2 protein-coding genes are annotated in these 18,650 nt (G+C 64.6%); both read right to left on the reverse strand.

Translation table 11 applies throughout. From position 1 onward, the window contains the following. Positions 1-12 precede the first annotated feature (12 nt). Complete coding sequence (locus tag ACP15K_RS10080; protein WP_424990435.1) at positions 13-17,577, reverse strand: Ig-like domain-containing protein; 17,565 nt, start codon at positions 17,575-17,577, stop codon at positions 13-15. 184 nt (positions 17,578-17,761) lie between these two features. After that, positions 17,762-18,583: a MurR/RpiR family transcriptional regulator gene (locus ACP15K_RS10085; RefSeq protein WP_193142999.1), complete on the reverse strand. Its 822-nt coding sequence runs from the start codon at positions 18,581-18,583 to the stop codon at positions 17,762-17,764. Positions 18,584-18,650: the final 67 nt, after the last annotated feature.

Genomic DNA, 18,650 nt, shown 5'->3' on the forward strand with positions numbered 1-18,650 from the left:
GGGGATTTTCCATCAGATCCCGAAGTCGAACACCGTGCCCGGCGCGTCGAAACTGCCGCCGATCACCTGGATGATGCCGGTGCTGTCGAAGCTGATGCCGGTGTCGATGGTCGTGGTGCCACTGCCCGATTTCAGGATCGTCCCGGCATTGCTGATGCCACTTTGCGCGGCAGCCGGGGCATCGAACCCAAGCTCGAAATCGGTCTGCGGGCCAAAGAACTCCACCGTGCCGGTATCGGCAATGACCAAGTTGCCCGGCGCGGCGGTGTCCAGATCGGTTACAAACTGGAAGGCATCGGTGTCAAAGAAGCCGTTGCCGCTGGCCTGACTTCCGCCCAGCAGCATGTCGGCCTGCTCGATGATCGCGGTGCCGCGCACCTCGACGGTCTGGGCAATCAGGATCGCTTCGGCAAAGTCGTATTGATCCGGAATCGCGGCTTCGCCGAACCGGCTGACCGAGCCGGTCTCAAGGATCAGGTCGCCGGTCCCCAGAAGCGAGGCATCGCTGATGTCGAACCCGCCGGTGACGGTGACATCGCCTGGCCCGGCCAGCGCCGCGTTGTCTGCCAACTCCAACGTTCCGACCGACAGATCCTGCCCGACATACAGCACGGCGTCCTCGACCCGCACGTGATCCAGCCCGTTGGCCACCATCTCCGGGGTCAGCACCACTTCGGTGAGGCCCGAGTCCTGCCAGGGCGCGGTCAGGGCGAACTGCCCCGAACCCTGCTGGAAGGTGCCACTGGTGTTGTCGCCGTAAAGCGGCACCTCGCTGGATCCGCCGTTGATCTTGGCAAGCGTGCCCTGCACGTTGACCCCGACGTTAACCCCGGTTGTCACCACGTTGTTGTAAGAGCTCACGAAAATATCCGCCCGCGGCCCGTCCATGGTCAGAACCCCGGTGGACAGGATGTCCAACGTCCCCGGTTTCTGATCGTACTGGCCAATCTGCGAATTGTAGGTGGTCTGGCCAAGGTAAAGCTGCACGCTGCCAAAGTCCGCCGTTCCCGCCACATCCATGTCACCGCGCAGCTGCAGATTGGTGCTGTTGTACGGGTTCTCAGGATCGAAGGGCTGGCCGAAAGCCGCCGTGGCGGTGTCGGCAATGGTCAGCGTTGCATGCCCGGTTTCGACGGTGCCCTGCTGCCAGTCGAAGTTCTGAAGAACGGTCAGATCATCCTGGATGACCAGCGTGCCGCCATTGATGGTCAGGTTGTCGACCGACAGCGCCTCGGACACGGTGAAGGTTCCGCTTTGCACCACGATTTCGGTGAAGCCCGCGTCGATCAGTGCCTGCGAATAGGTCAACTCGCCGCCGCTGAGCGTCAGGATGCCATCCTGGAAGTCGAAGGTGCCGGTATTGGACAGCAGCGAAATCGCGGTGGTGCCGCCGCCGGTCTTGACGATGGCGCCCGCGTTGGCCACCCCGCTGTCATCCTCGTCATAGCCCGCGAACCTGCGGCTGATGCTGTTCAGGTTGCCGTTGATGGTCAGGGTCCCGGTGCCGAGCACCGACACCACCCCGTGGTCGAAGTTGTATTGATTCAGCGTGCTGTCATAAGTGCCGCGCTGGCCCAGTTGCAGGGACATGTTGCCCAGATCGGCATCGCCCTCGATCTCCAGCGTGCGTGTCAGGAAGCCGTGGCCAGAGGAACTTGTGGTGGCGTGGTCGTAGCCGAACAGCACATCGGCGGTATCGGCCAGATGGGTCACGCCGGTTCCGCTCATGGTGCCGGCGATCCAGTCAAAGTCCTGGCTGACCGTCAGCGTGCCGGTGCCCCGTACCTCGCCGCCGCTCAGGTCCAGGCGCGGCAGGGTGACGTCCTCATCGACAGTGACCGTGCCGTTGGTGACCTTCAGACTGGTCAGCCCGGCATCGACCATGGCCTGTGTCAGCAATAGGTCACCGGTGGAATGCACCATCACCCCGTTGTTCAACTGATAAGTGCTGGCACTGCCATCCAGCAGCGGGATGGTCAGCTCGCTCACCTCGGACACGATGGTGCCAGCCGAGGTCACGCCCCAGTTGGTGCCGGCCGGCGGTGTCGCGGCCAGGTAGATCGAGCCCGAGCCGGAAACCCGCAAGGTGCCGGTCGCCGAAACATCCAGCGCACCCGCGGTGTAGACGTACTGCCCAAGAGTCGAGTCGTAGGTCTGCACCCCCAGATACATCGCGCTGGTCACTTCGGCCTCACCATGCACCGTCAGGTTGCGGCCAAGCGAACTGTAGTAGTGGCTGCCAAGCTCGGCCTTGGCGGTATCGGCGATGATGATGTCCCCACCGCTCAACGTGCCGCCGCTCGTGGTGGTCAGGGCGGTGGTGATCGTCAAATCGCCATCGCCGGACAAGGTGCCCCCCGAGATCGAGAGGCTGTTCAGCGAGATATCCTCGGTGATCACCAACTCGCCACCACCAAGCGCGATATCGGTCAGGCCCGCATCGACCATCGCCTGCGTCAGGTCCAGCGTGCCGCCGGTCAGACGCACGACCCCATCCACGATCTGGACTGTGGCATTGGTACCAAGCTGCAACGCGTGGATATCGCTGGTGCCGCCGTCTTCCTTGATCAGCGTGCCATCGACCGCGACCTCGGCGGTGACGCCCGTAACGGTGTGGCCAAGGACGATATCGCCATAGTCGCCGTGCAGGGTCAGGGTGCCCGTCGTGCCGACGTCCACCCGGCCGCCGAACGAGACGTATTGCGCCTGCGCGCTGTCGTAATGCTGCTCGCCCAGCCGCACCACGCTGTTGTCGACCGCAAGATCGCCATCCACCGTCAGGGTGACGCCCAGATAGTGATTGGTGGTATAGCTGCGGTTGGACAGAATCTCGGCGCTGGCGCCCGCATCGACAATCAGCTCCCCACCCCCCGTCACGGTCGAGGCATAGGCGGTGTAACTGCCGGTCACGGTCAGGGTGTCGATCACCTGTAGGGTACTGTCTTGCAGGATCAGGCCCGCAAGGCTGACGTCGCCCGAGACAACAAGCGTGCCATTGATGATATGCAGGCTGGTCAGGCCGCTCAGATCGGTGTCGGCGTCGATCACGAACCGGCCGCCCGAGACCGCGATATCGCCGGTCAGGGTTGCACCGGGGCTGTCCAGGGTCGAGGTCATGTTTTCCAGGTACAGCGTGCCGGTGTCGGTCTGGGACAGCGTGCCCGTGCCCGAGATCGGCAGACCGTTCAGGCGTGTCTGTCCCGCACCCGTCTTGGTGAAGCTGCCATCCAGGATGATCTCGGACAGGGTGCCATCGCTGGCATCGCGGTAGCGCAGGATGTCCGAGTTGAATTCACGCGCTTCGTAACTGCCGGTGCCGGTGATGTTCAGGATGCCATGGGTATCGGGCCCCGATTGGGTCGATCCCAGCCGCAGGGTCGCCTGCTCTTGCACCGCCGACCCTGCGATGGTCAGGGTGCGGCCCAGGTAGAGACTGCCGTGGTCGATGGGCGCCTCGACGTTCAGCAATTCACCCAGCACCGCCTGCGCGCCGGCAGCCACGATGACCTCGCCACCCGCGCGGAACTCGCCGCCCTGCCAGTCCAGGCGGCCGGTGATGGTAATCACGCCGGTGCCTTCGATGCGGCCATTGGTCATCGACAGGTTGGTCAGGGTGATATCCTCGTTCACCTGCAAGACGCCTCCAGTGACTGAGATATCGGTGACCCCGTCGGCGGCGGTCACGACCCGCGTGACCCCGTTGGCCACCGTATCGGCATAGATCGGCGTCGGGGCCGGGGGCGTGAAGCTGCCGACGTCTCCGTTGGGCGTGGTGATCTGGCCGGTGGGTGCCAGCACGGTGCCGCTGCCCGAAAGGGCGATGGTGGCGTCGATGTCGGCGATGCCATCGCCGGTCTTCTGGATGGTGCCGTTGTTGATGACCGCATTGGGCGACCCTGCCGAGGATCGGTAGTCCTGCAGCCGCGCGTGCGCCCCTTCAAGGTTCAGCGTCCCACCCGCGGCAACGGTCACATCGACCCCGGTCTGCGGCGTGCCACTGACGCCCAGGCGCAGATGCGCCTGTTCGATGGTGGCGGTGCCCTGGATCGTCAGGTCGCGCGCCACATCCAGATTGATGTTGGTGGCGCGGCTGTCGCCGGTGTACTCGGGCCCGAATTGGGCCGAAGCACCGGTGCCGATGACCAAGGCGCCGGTACCGGTCAGGGTGCCGCCGGTCTGGCGGTAGTCGCCGGTGACGGTCAGATCCCCGATCCCTGTGATGGTGCCCGAGACAACCTCGAGATCGGTGATGCTGCTGTCGGCGGTCACGTCCAGGGTGCCGCCGTTCAGACGGATGTGGGACAGCGACACCGATCCGTTGATGACCAGCGTCGTGCCGCTGCGGACCTCGAACACCCCGTCCTGAGTCAGATAGCTGCCCGACCCGACCAGCGGCACCCCGTTCGAGACGGAACTGATGCCGCCGCCGTCCTTGATGATCTGGCCATTGTTGTCGATCTGGTTGCCAGCGGCCGCCACAGTCCCGATGCTGCGATAGTTGCTGAAATTGGCATTGTCCCCGATCAGGCGCAGGGTGCCGGTGGGATCGATGGTCAGAACCCCCGGATGGTTGATGTTCAGCCCCTGCGTTGCGTCGTAGACATAGGTGCCCAGCCGCAGCAGCGCGCCCTCCATGTCCGCATCGCCGGCAATCACCAGTTCGCGCTGCAGGTACAGCGTCGCGGTGCTGCCCGCGCCCGCCCCGATCACCCCGTTGGCGCCTTGCGCAAGGATCACCTTGCCATCGCCAAAGAAGGTGCCGTTGCTCCAGTTCAGGGCGCTGGTCAGGCTCAGGTCGCCGGGGCCGTCAAGTGTGCCGCCGGCCATGGTCAGTTCGGCCAGGGACACGTCCTCGACGATGTGGACGGTGCCGCTGACCACGTCGGCGATGGCAAAGATGCCACCATCCGTCGCCTGATCCACCTCGAACACGCCGGTCTCGATCTGGAAGCGCCCGTCGGCGGCGGTGATGCTGCCTTCGTGCCGCGCCACCGGAATGCTGGTGGTCTGGGTACCGGCGCTGGCGGTGATGGCGCCAAGGTTGACGATCCCGATCGCATCGCCTGCCGCAAAATAGGCCGTGCTGTAGATCCGCACGTCACCGGATGTGTTCTGGAAGTCCAGCGTGCCGCCGGTATCCACCGTCAAGAAGCCCGGCTGGGTGATCGTGGCCTGGGTGGTCCGGTCGTAGTACTGGTTGCCCAGATACAGATTGGCATTGCCCATCTCGGCCGTGCCCTGGATGGTCATGTCGCGCCCGAGATAGAGATAGCGCAGATAGGCATTGGGATTGCCGGCTTCGCCGAAATCGACATCGGCGCCGCTGGCGATCACCAGACCGCCGCTGCCATTGGTGCTGCCACCGGTCCAGTCCATCTGGCCAGTGATGGTCACGGTGCCGGTGCCATCCAGCCGCCCGTTGACCAGCGACAGGGTGTCGATGCTCAGGTCCTCGTTGGCCAGCACCGTCGCGCCGTCGATGTTCAGCACTGCAAGCCCGCCGTCCAGCGTAGCCTGGGTGATCGTCGATGTGCCCGTGCTGAAGTGGAACTGGCTGTCGGGATCGTCGATGGTTCCGGCGAAATCCTGCACCATCAGCGACGAGATGTTCGACCCGGTCTTGCGCAGGGTGCCGGTGCCGGTGAAGCCCGACAAAGTGCCATCGTTCAACCCGTCGTAGAGGGAGGTCTGCCCCTGGAACTCGGCCACACCGGTGGCATTCAGCTGCACGGTGCCTGCCGTCGGGGTCGAGGTCGAGGTGCTGGCATCGGTCAGCGTGGTACCGAAGGTGAAGTACGAGTTGTCTCCGAAGACCAGCGTGCCATCCACGGTCAGGGTCGTGGCCAGCGTCGGCGATGTGTAATACGGGTTGTCAACGGTGGCCGTGGCCCCGGCGGGAATGTCCACACCGCCGGTCAACGAGACCGCGCCGCCGCGCCATATCATGTCCTGCACCGTGGCCGCGCCCGTGCCTTCCAGCGAACCGCCCAGCATGGTCAGTTCCGTCAGGGTCACATCCTCGTCCAGAACAACCGTGCCGCCGACAATCTGCAGCCGGTCAAAGCCCGCGTCTATCAGTGCTTGCGTCAGCGTGAAGGTGCCGTCGGTGATCTCCAGAATGCCATCGCGGAAGTCGAAGGTGCCGGTCTGCGCGCCGAAGAAGGCCGCGCCCGAGGCACCGCCCCCGGTCTTGACGATGCCACCCGCGTTGCTGAGTCCCGAGTCGGTGTTCTGCTGCGGATAGTTGACGCTCATGTCCGCGAAGGGACTGCTGAACGTATAGACGCCGCTGCTCTGCACGGTGATCGCGGTGTCGGTATAGGTATACTGCCCGGTCGTTGAATCGTAGATCGCGTCGCCCAGACCCAGGTTGGCATTGGCATGGATGACATCGCCGGACACGTCCAGATCGCGGGCCATGGTGATGTAACCGGTCGAGGGATAGACCTCGGGGTCATAGGTTTGACCCAGTTGCAGCGTCTCGCCATCAGGCACGACGATGTCGCCGGTCCCGCGGAAGGTGCCGCCGGTGACCAGCGCGGTTCCGGTCAGGGTCAGGTCGCCCACGCCCTGCACGGTGCCGCTGGCCATCTGGAAGTCGCCCAGCGTCACATCGCTGTCCAGGATCAGGGTGCCGCCGTCGATCTTCAGCCCGTTCAACTGGGTAAGGTCGTCCTGATCCGTCAGCCGCAGCGTCGCGCCATGGGGGATCGACACGAACCCGTCTTCGATCACCACCTGGCCGAGGGTCTCGTTGAACGGCGCTGCCTGCGAGGTGCCGCCGCCGGTCTTGCGCAGGGTGCCGAGGTTTTCCACCCCGGCGCCGCCAAAGTGGGAATCCAGGTAAATGTCCGAGTTGAAATTGGTCAGTTCCAGTTCCGACCCGGCGGCAATGGTCAGCCGCCCGCCGATGGTTTCGTTCTGTGCCAGCGTCGGGTTGTACTGGGTCAGACCCAGCCGAAGCTGCCCGGCCCCGACGGTCCCGTTGCCTTCCAGCAAAAGATCGCGATGCAGGCGCTGCGTCGTCGGATAAGGCACGTCGGCTTCGGGGTCGTAATCCGCGCCGAAGCGTGCCAGCGCGCCGTTCTCAACGGTCAGCAAACCGCCCTGCCCGAAGGTGCCCTCGCGCCAGTTCAGCTCTTCCTCGATGTTGATTGTGCCCGGTCCATCCACGGTGCCCCGCGTCAGGTTCAGAATGTCGATCTGCCCCAGGCTGCCGATTTCCAGCACCGCCGAATGGGACTCCAGCGTCACATCGTCGAGCAGGGCATCAAATTCGGTCGCCAGCCGGGTACTGTGGGAAATGCGCAGCGGTGCTTCGGCCACCAGCGATTTCAGATCCACATCGCCAAGGGACTGCAACACCACCTCGCCGGTCAGATTGCCGACGAACACATCGTCCGTGGCATCGGGCACCACGCCGGTGGTCCAGTTGCCGGCGGTACCCCACAGGTTGTCGCCTGCCGCCCCGGTCCATTCGTTCGAGAAGGTGCCGAGTTCGAAGTCGAAGGTCTGGTCGGTGGCCGAGGTGGCATTGCCCGCCACATCGGTGATGGCGCCACCCACCAGCGCCATGGTGTAGCTGCCCTCCTCCAGCACCGGATAGGTCAGCGACACCGTCCGGTCGCCCGACCGCAACAGCACCGACGCAGGCGCCACGACGCCCGACGGGCCGGTCAGCTGGAATGCCGCTGACAGATCGATTGTGGGATCCAGCGGTTCATCGAAAGTGAAGCTGAAGCCCCGCTTGGACCGCCCGTACAATGCGCCGGGATCGAGGGTCGAGGACACCAGCATCGGCGGAATCGTATCTGGCACGATCTCGGCGTTGATCAGCGTGCTCAACCCGACATTGCCGCCGGTGTCGGTGGCCCGCACCTGCAGCGAAATCGGCCGGCTGGTTTCGCCGCTGCCCAGCAGCGGAATGCGCGCGTTCAGGTCGAAAGGATAGGACAGGTCCACGATGATCGGATCGCCATCGACCAGCAGCGACACCGACCGCAACCCGGCATCGTCGGTGATCATCGCATCCAGCGAAATCAGGCTGCCTTCCAGGATCTGCACCCCGGCGGTGGCCGGGTCCATGTCCACATCCGCCGACACCAGCGACACCTGGGGCGCAACGCCGCTGGTGTCGAAGGGCTGGAAGTTGACAATGTGCAACTTGCCATCCGCCGCGCCGACATAGCCGACACCGGCTGCGATCAGCACATCGGTGGGCTTGCTGTCCACGGTGTAGCGGGTGATCAGCCCGCCGGTATTGGCCGGGCTGGCGGTGTTGATGACGTCGATGGCATCCACGCCGAACGCGCCGCCCGGATCGCCGACGATCAAACCGCGCCCGGCGCCGTTCAGCGCAATGGCGTTGCCACCCAGCGAGGTGTCATCCGCGCCGCTGATGACCGAGGGCGCATCGGGGCTGGACACATCCACCGTGACATAGCCGCCCTGGAACCCGTTGGAGGCCGGCACATAAACCACGCCGTCCCCGGCAAACAGCTTGCGCTCTGCCGCCGACAGGCCGACGCTCACCGATCCGCGCAGCAACAGCTGATCGCCCAGCTGTTCGATCACATGCAGGGTGCCGCGATTGTCCAGCGCATAGGCAAAGGCGCCCTCCTGCACCAGCCCGCGCACCGAGGCGACATTGCTGCCCAGCGAGATGCTCTCGATCTCGTCGCCGGTGGTCAGGTCGAACAGCTTGACCGCACCGCTGACCGAGATCAGCGCCTGCCCGTCGCGCGCGGCCACATGGCCCGCGCCGGTGGTCAGCTCGCCCAGATCCACCGGGGCACTGGTGTCGCTCAGATCCCAGATATGGGCGGTGCCATCGGTGGCGACCACGACCATCAGGTCCAGCGCCGCGTCGAAGTCCCCGTCGCGGACATTGGCGATGTCGGTGACGGACTCCACCGTCGGCGCGCGGGGATCGGTGACGTCGATCACCGACAGCCCGGTGGCGGTCAACACCAGAAGCGGGTCGGTGGTGGAACCATCGGCCGCTTGATCGCGGGCCGCGAACATGGCCTTGACCTCGCCGTTCAGGGCCAGCGTGCGCACCACGCCAAGGTTGGTCGAGAACGGATCCAGCGCCTCGATCCCCGACAGCACCGCGTTGTAGTCCGAGATGCCGTCGGCGTTGCTGTCGGCATTGATGTCCGACGTGCCGACTGCATGTTCGATGTCTGCCGCCAGCCCGTCGAAATCCCTGTCCGGCGCCGTCGAGGGCCGGAACACCAGCCCCGAGGTCAGATCAGTGCCCTGCCCCGAGGGCGAGGTGGTGCCATAGCCGCGCGCCACCAGACCGCTGTCCGGGTCGAAGACCGTGATGCGATAGTCAGCGTCCGCCGGCATGAACACTTCGAAATCGCCGTTGTCGTCGGACCGCGTGCGCAGCACGTCACCGGCCACATCGACGGCGATAAAGTCGTTACCCCAGTCGAAATAGTGCATCCCTTCGAAGGAGGTCGCCGAGGCCGCCACCGCTGTCACCGGGTTCACCGGGTCGTTGGACGAAATGGTGATCGCGCCCCGCTCCAGCCCCGGCGCGACGCCGGTGAAGGAGACTCCGAAGCTGAAGGTATCGCCGGTGGCCAGAGTGATGGGGTTGGTCGCCAGATCGGTGGGCACGCCGACCAGATCAAAGGCCGAGGCCGTGGCATCCAGATCGATACCGTCGATCACCAGATCCTGCAGCCCATCGTTGGTGATGGTGAACATGTCTGCAACCGATTGCGTATCGCCCCGATCTACACCGCCAATGTTCGAATTGTCCGAGGTTACACGCAGTGTCGGCAGCGACGCGGTCGAGGTTCCAGACAAGGCGACTTCATAGGGATCGCTTGTTGCGTTGCTGTCGATCGAGAAGACGGCCGACAGATCACCCGTAGTATCCGGGTCGAAATTGATCGTGATAATCCGGGATTCGCCCGGTTGCAGGGAAAACGCGGTTTCCAGCGCGTCGATTTCGAAGGCTCCACTGTCGACGGTGATCCCGTCGATCACCGCCACATCCGACCCGTAGTTCTGGATCTCGATGTCAAGGAACGGGGCGGTGCCACCGATGACGGCATCTGCGAATGCCAGCGACCCAAAGACCGGCGTGCCGTCCACCAGCGAGATATCAAGCGCCGGGCCGTCAACCTGTACAAAGGCATCATGGCCGGTATCCGTCGTGCCGGTATAGCCAACCTGATTGTTGATGCCGGTAACGTAACCCGCCTGTGTCGTGTTGATCGTGTTGTAGTATTTGAGCGCCTTCAGCAGTTCTTCGGGCGTGTAGGTGTTGTGAAGGTTGACCATCGCCGCTTCGAGCGATTCATCGAAGCTTTGCGAGTTGGTCGAATACAGGCCCTGGGCCATCACATCATCTGTGCCGCCAGCGTGAAGCGTCACCGCTCCGGTCGATTGGTATTCAAGGGTGTGGATCAGCCCAAGGTTGTGACCGATTTCATGGGCAGAGTTGTGACCCAGCGCCAGTTGCAACTCGCCATTGGTATCGCTGCTGGCGCTATCAATGAAGAAATTGTCCAGGTAGAACGCAATCGGCCCTCCCAGCGTGTTGTTCATCACTTCGGCTGCGCGATACAGAATTTCGTATTTGTTGTAGTTCCCCCGCTCCGTGTAAAGCTTGATGATCTCGTCAAAATCAATGTCCGTGGCAGCAAAGGCATTTGTTGCCCCGCCCAGCCCGTAGCCATCTATTGCACCGGTCACCGGATCATAGCTGATCTGGGACCGCCCATCGAGGAAGCTGATGTTGTTGCTGCCGGTGCCTGAGGTGGTTTCGGAAATCCCTTCCAGACCGGCATCATCAAAGAACTTCTGAGTTTGTGTCCCGATCAGAGCCAGGATCGCGTCACGCTCGGCCTTTGTATCGATCAGGGCCTTCTGGGTCGCCGTCAGGTTGGGATAGTTCGTGGCATTCAACATGCTCGCCAGGATCGACTCGAAGGTCGTGGTATCCAGCTTGTAGGTTTCGGGGGCGGCCCCTTTGCCGGACAGCTGAATGGTGCCAGCGCTTTCGCCGCCAATGCTGGTAAAACTGACATCCAACGTGTCGGTCAAAGCGTCAGCCGTAGCCGTCGGATCGAACCGCACGACGGTATTTCCGTTTTGCAGGGAATAGTGGGTTCCGGTGCCGATGCTCAGGTCCGGCTGCACCCCGATCAACTCTAACGGCACATCGCGCACGCTGGTCCCGGCCCCATCATTCACGGTCTGGGCAAAGCCCATCTCTCCGCCGCCCATCCCGCCGGTATGCGTGTCATCCGTTGCGTCGACAAACCGCGAAACGATGATCTCGTCCTTGGTGACGGTCTGGACGCCATTTTCATCCTGCGTGCGCTCAGTGATGGTGATCTTCGAACCATAAAGCTTGTTCGTGTCGATGTTTTTCAGGCCGCCCGCCCCGAACATGGAGTCGAAGTCCTTGAACGAGAAGGCAAAGCCCTTCTGCGCATTGGTCCCCGCGCGCAGGGTGAATTCGGTATTCGCCAGACCAAGGTTGCCCTCCTTGTCGGCGAAGGCGGCCAGCGGGCCGTCGATCTCGATCTTGACGTTGATCCAGGGCTGTTCCTTGCCGTTCACATCCTCGGCGGCTTCAGGGCAGTCCTCGTCGCCGGGGTTGGGCGGGGTTTCGTCCAGCGGCGGCGGCGCGACCCAGTCGCGGGAGAAGCGGATGCCCCCGGCACCGTCGTTGTTATAAAGCGGTAGCGTGTCGACATCGGTCGGCAACATGGGGTCCGGTACGGACGGATCTTCTTCGTCCGGTTGCAGCGGGTCGCCGCCATTGCAGCCGTTGCCCCCCGGCGGGGTCATGCCGTGCCAGCCGGGCTTGGTGATGCCGGTGCCGGGATCGGTGGTGACGGTCTTGCCATCGGCGCTGACGGTGCCGGTGCCCTCGATCACCAGCCGTCCGGTGGTGTGGTCGAAGGACAGCAGGTTCAGCTTGGTACCGGGCGCGGCGTTGAAGACATTGGGCAGGGTCAGTTGCGCCGGGGTGGTGAAGACCGCCGCATCGGGGGCCTGGATGGTCAGGTCGAAGGTGTGCTGCATGATGCCCGCGGGCAGCATGTCCATCACCAGTTCCGGCGGCACCGTCGAAATGCCGACCTGCGCATTGCTCACCGGATCGCCGTGTTCATCGACGGCGGTGCCGGGCTGCACCACAAGCTGGATCGCGTTGCGCTGCTCGGCGGTCAGATCCTGCGCGGCGGACACCGGCACGTTGATCTGGGTCTCGGCGGTGTCGGACAGATCGGTCAGGATCTCGCTGGGTACGCGCGGCAGATAGACCTCACCCCGGCCTTCGACCGCCGCCCGCTGTTCGGGGGTGCCCTGCGCTGCCATCAGGGTGTTTTCCTGACCGGCGATGATCGTCGCATCCATCACCATCTCGGGCCAGAAGATGCCGTTGGGCGGGTTGGTCGCCGTGCGCCCGTCCAGCGCCACCTTGACGTTGCCCGAGGGCACATTGGTCAGCTCGAAATAGCCGGTGGCGTCGGTGGTGACCTTGTATTGCTCAAGCCCCAGAATATAGACCTCGGCGCCTTCGATCGGGCTTTTGAACACATCGTCGTCGGTGAAATCGGTGCCATCCGGACCGCGCGAGTAATCGTCCACCGTCATCGGCTTCAGATCGTTGCCGGGATCGACAAGGTAACCGGTGATGGTGGTGTTCGACACTGCCGCGGTCGAGACGGTGGAGAAACTGCTGGCAAAGCCGCCCCCCGCCGCGCCATCGGCGTCGCCGTCCAGCACCGCGCCGTCGGTGGCCTTGATGTTGTCGCCGTCCAGATGAACGGTGACTTTGCTGGCACCAGGCATGGCTTGCGCCGGGAACAGCCAGGCTTTCAGGCCGTCAGCACTGAGCTTGACTTGCGACGGCAGAACCGCCCCGCCGGTGTCGGTGATGTAGAAAGTGCTGCTGGTCAGCGTGGTTGCATCGACGGGACGCGAGAAATGCACCTCGGGCCGGAAGGTCGAGCCGACATCGGTCGCATCCTCGGCCGGGGACCGGTCTGTCACCACGAAGGGAACCGCCGTGACCAGCGACAGGGCGATGTCCTGCGAGATCGAATTGCCCGCCGCATCCACGCCGATCAGGGTGACGGTATGGTCGCCGGCATCGACACCGGACAGGTTCAGTTTGGTGTCGAACGCGCCGGTGGCGGTGTTGAACGAGATCGGCACGGTGGTGCCGCCGCCGATCTGATAGGCCAGCGCGATGACCGGAGAGCCGGTGCCGTCGATGGTGCCGGTCAGCCGCGCGCCGATGCCCGACAGGTCGCCATTGGCATCGGTGCTGGTCAGGGTCACGCTGGGCGGCAGGCTGTCCACCAGCACCGTGTGGTTCAGGGTGGCGCTCTGGTTGCCGGCCACATCGGTGGCACGGAAGGCCAGATCGTATTGCCCGTCCGCCAGTCCGGACAGCGTATAGGCAAAGTTCCCGGCAGCATCGGTGCCGACATCGGCAGGCGCACCGCCGTTGACCGACACCGTCAGCCCGGCCAGCCCCGACAGCGCGTCCAGCGCGGCACCGGTCAGGTCGATGGGCTGGTTGGCGACGTAATCGGGGAAGCTGTCGACGACAATGACCGGCGGCGCGGAATCGGTGGTCGAGGTGAAGGCGGCCATCGCCCAATCCGCCACCGTCTGGCCAAGGGTCAGCCCGTCCTGGTTCGAGAAATCATAGTGCACCCCGCCCCACAGGCGGCTGTCGGCGTTCTCCTGCGCGGCCTCCCAGTAACTGGCAAAGCTGCGGGTGGTGCCCAGCAGGCCCAGCGACTCGGTGCTGAAGGACTGGGTGCCGAAGAGGTCGGTCAGAATCTCGGCCGCAGCCCCCGAGGCGGCGCCGTGGCCCGACACGTATTCGGGATGCGCCGGGGCAAAGAGATAGGGGTTCCAGGTGGCATCCTGCACGGTCGCCGGGTTGCCATCGCTGTCGGCCTCGCGGATGGCGTCCTCGGGACGCCAGTAGTCGAAGGCGTATTTCGCATCCCAGGCCGCGATCATCGCGTCGGCCATGGCGATGTTCAGCACTGCCATGGTGCGGGCATTCTCGGCCGATCCCAGCCCTTGCGAAGCCAGGTAATCCGCGGCGATCGAGTTCCAGTGTCCCGGCGTGGTCTCGGTGCCGCGCGCGTCCTTCCAGAACTGCGCGGCCTCGCTTTGATCGGTGGTGCGCGTGGTGCTGTCGCGGGCGCCGATATCGGCCACTTCGGCCACCGCATCGGCATAGGCCTGGCTGGTCAGCTTGGGCGGGCCACCGGGCCGGAACTGATCGGTGGATTGCAGCGACCAGGGATCCATGGTGGCGTATTGCGGCGTTACGGCGGTGTTGTAGAACGGGCCGGTTTCGCGCCATTCGCCGGGCACATCGCTGCCGGGATAAGGTTCGAAATCATCCCAGCCGTCCTGCCCCCGGATCGCGATCACCTTGCTGGCCACGCTTTGCCCCAGCGCCATGCCGTCGGTCTTGGCCTGACCGTCGCCGATCGCCGCCAGCGAGGTGGCCAGATGGGTGTCCAGTTCCGGCGCGAAGGCCGGGAAGGCATAGCTGAGCACCGCGTGCGAGGCGACCGAGACCGCCGCCGCCAGATTGGCCCCCGCCGCCGCATCCACATCGGCCATCACCGCCGAGCTTCCGTCCAGCGCCGCGATCACGTCATAGACGGCAACCGACTGCATCGCCAGAACCCGGCTGGCGGTGGTTGCCCCGGCCGCGTTGTCGACGATGCTGTCCAGCGCGATCTGGTTCCACGTCAGCACCGGCGTGTCGCTGGCCACCGGATCGACGCCGGTGATGGTCAGGCTCAGGGTCGAAGCGTTGCCCGCCGCATCGGTGGTGGTCAGGGTGATGGTATTGGCCCCTTTGGCCACGGCCACCCCGCTCAGCGCGAAACTGCCGTCGTTCTTGACCAATGCCGAGACCGTGCCGTCAGATACCGTGGCGCCGGGCTCGCCCATACCCACCAGCTTGACCTTGGCCAGCGATGTGCTGTTGTCGCCCACCGGATCTGTGTCGGAACTGGGCGCCAGCGCCGCGGTCGAGGTCTGCGCCGTGGTGTCGAAGGTGAAATCCAGCGCCTGCGAGATGCTGCGCGCGCCGTTGGCGTCATCCACCGCGAAATGCACCGTGTGCAGCCCGTCCGACAGGCTGGTTCCCAGCGCGGTTTCCAGACTGGATTTGGTCAGGTCCAGCTTGCCCGTCGCATCCGGCGTTTCCGAGATCGCCACGAACCCGCCGCCATCCAGCGAGACCAGCACCTGGCTGACCGCCGCCGTGCTCTGGATCGTCGCGATCAGGTCGGCATCACTGGTGATATTGTCGCTGGCCGACACCCCGGTGTCGGTCTTCAGCGCCACGGTGAATTGCGCCGGTCCCCCCGGTGTGATGCCGAAGTGGAAATCGGCGGTGGTCAGCTTGGTGGCATCGAAATCGGCCAGCGTGAACTGATGCGCCGTGGTGCCCTTGGCCCGGACGACCGTGTGCGTGCCCATCTGGGTGATATCCAGATCCGACAGCGAACTGATCTGCGAATGCCCGGCCAGGTGGATCAGGTCAGTGCCATCCTTGAAGCCGACCACCACATCCTTGCCGGCGCCATCGCCGAAGACATAGGTGTTGCGGCCCGCGCCCCCCAGAAGGAAGTCGTCACCGGCCCCGCCTTCGATGGTGTCGTTGCCCGCGCCGCCGATCAGCACGTCATTGCCGCCGCCGCCCGACACGTTGTCATCGCCATCCCCGGCAAAGATGGTGTCGCCCTTGGTGCCCCCGATCAGCCGGTCGTTGCCACCGTTGCCGACCATGGTGAACCGGGTGGTGCTGCCCGTGGCGTCGATGGTGTCATCGCCGGTGTAGCCGGAAATCCGCTCGACCCCCAGCCAGCTGCCGACCGAGATCGACACGCCTGCCGCGTTGTAGATGATCGCCTTGTCGTTGCCCGCGCCGCCATCGGTGACGGTGTCACCGTCTTCGCCGATCAGCATCACATCGTCGCCATCGCCGCCGGTGTAGGTGTCGTTGCCCGCGCCGCCGAACAACAGGTCGTCGCCTGCGCCGCCGCGCAGAATGTCGTTGCCGTCGCCGCCCACCAGCAGGTCGTCGCCGATACCGCCGTCCAGCGTGTCGTCGTCTTTCCCGCCATAAATCGTGTCGGCCACATCGCTGCCGGTCAGCGTGTCATCACCGTCACCGCCCGACAGAACCACGCGCGTGGTGCCGCCGGTGGCGTCAATGGTGTCATCACCGGTATAGCCGGTGTAGCGTTCGACGCTTTTCCAGCCGCCCACCGACAGGGTCACCCCGCCCGGATTGTAGATCACCGCCTTGTCGTTGCCGGCCCCGCCATCGGTGACGGTGTCGCCATCCTCGCCGATCATCAGCACATCGTTGCCGGCGCCGCCCGAATAGGTGTCGTTGCCGGTCGATCCGAGCAGCAGGTCATCGCCCGCGCCGCCGCTGAGGGTGTCGTCGCCCTCGCCGCCGATCAGCGCATCGCTTGCAGTGCCGCCGATCAGCGTATCGTCGCCCTTGGCCCCCGACAGCAGTAAGGTCGTGGTCTGGCTGGAGCCATCGATGGTGTCGTCGCCATCGTTGCCGTTGATCCGTTCGATCCCGCTCCACCCGGTCAGATCCAGCGCGACCCCGGTCGGATCCTGGATCGTGGCCTTGTCATAACCCGCCGTGCCGGTGTCGGTGACCGTGTCGAACCGGTCCACGAAATAGCTGTCGGAATTGTTGCCGCCATCCATGATGTCGGCACCCGAGTTGCCGAACAGCTGGTCATTGCCATCGCCGCCCGACAGGGTGTCGTTCTGCGATCCGCCGAACAGAAGGTCGTTGCCGAAACCGCCGTCCAGTTTGTCGTCGCCCTGTTCGCCATAAAGCGTGTCGGCCCCGCCGCCGCCGATCAGCGTATCGTTTCCCAGCCCGCCCGAGACGGAATCATTGCCCGCCCGCGCGTCGATCACATCGTCGAAATCGGTGCCGGTCAGGGTCTCGTCGCTGCCATCGCCCACCAAGTTCACGCCCATCGACGCCGCCGCCAGCGGCACCGCCGCCTGCGCGGCCAGAGGCGCGGCAAGGGCGCTGTCCAGCGCGGTCACACTTTCACCTTCCAGGCCGGTGGCCAGCGCATCCGCGTCCAACTGGCCATCGTGATAGGAAGACAACAGGGTGAGCACCCGGCCCAGTTGATCGGCCGTTGCGGCGGTGTCGCCGCTGCTGGCCGCGGTCAGGTCCAGCCCGCGCGACGCCTGGGAAAAGCGCAGCTGGGTGGCAGTGCCATCGCTCAGCACCTCAAGCAGCGGCTGCGTCGGATCGCCGATCACCAGCCACGAGGCCATCTGGCCGGGCAGCGTCGGCAGCCCGCTGCCCATCAACCGGACGCCCGCATGGTCAAGCGTCACGGGCTGCGTGGCCCCCAGCGGATCGAAGGTCAGGCTGAACTGGCGCAACAGCGCCGCGAACACCGCCAGACTGCTGGCATCAAGGGGCTGTAGATAGGCATCGAATATCTGCGCGCTGGTTTGCGTGGCGTTTGCGATCGGCAGATACTGAATTTTTCCCACTGAACTTCCCCGGTGTTTCTGGCGGCTGCATTGCCAATGTTCTTGCGACGTGGCGTCATCTTAACACATTGTTCCTGCAAACCGGGGCAGACATGCAAGAAGATTGCGCGGAAATCGGGCGCAGAGTTGGGAAAACCGGACACGTCAAGCAGGGGTCAGGGGCAGATCGATCCGGCGGCGCGGGTCATTCCAGTTCGTTCAACCGGATGCGCAGCGCCTCGACATCTTCCAGATAGCTTTGCCCGGCCTCACCCAGGGCGCGGCGGGTTTCCAGAACCAGAAGCCGCAGGATCGAGATCGCGCCGACATAGCTGTCGGCAAACTGCGGCGTGTCCACCTGGCATTCGATGGTCCATGTCGCCAGCGCCGGGGCTTCGCGCACGGATTGATCGGTGATCAGCAGGATCCGCGCGCCACGATCCGCCATCTCGGCCACCACGCGGTTGAAGCTAGCAGGCCGCCGCCGCAGCCCGACCACGATGGCCAGATCCCCTTGTTCCAGCAGGGCAATCCCTTCGGCCTGCGTCTGTCCGGGCAGCAACAGCGGCGAGACCGCGCGGCGGATCTGCGCCAGTTGCGCGGTGACGTACTGCGCCAGGAAATGACTGTTGCGATAGCCCAGGCAGCGCACGCGGGGCGCCTTGGCCAGGGCGGTGCTGATGTCCTTCAACGTCAGCGGGTTGAGCCGCGACAGGGTGCCTTCCAGAACCTCGATCTCGTTGTGCAGCAGATCCGACAGATGGCCGCCGTCCCCGGACCGCGCGCCGGTGAACAGGGGCGAGCCTCCGGCCCGCAGCTTGCGGGCTTCCTGCCGCGCCTGGTCGAAACTGTCATAGCCGATCCGCCGGAAAAAGCGGCTGACGGTTGCATTGGACACGCCCGCACGGGTGGCCAGCTCTGACCCGGTCAGCACCGCCAGTTCGGCGGGGTTCTCCAGCACCGAATCGGCGATGCGCCTTTCGCCCTCGGGCAGTCCTGAAAACGCCTCATGAATGCGCTGCGGCATTGGGCGTGCGCTTTTTTTTGCCTGTTTTTCAGACACGTCGCGGCGCCGATAAATTGAAATAGGTTTT

Origin of the sequence: Fluviibacterium sp. S390, assembly GCF_049800695.1 — a bacterium.
GTDB lineage: Bacteria > Pseudomonadota > Alphaproteobacteria > Rhodobacterales > Rhodobacteraceae > Meridianimarinicoccus.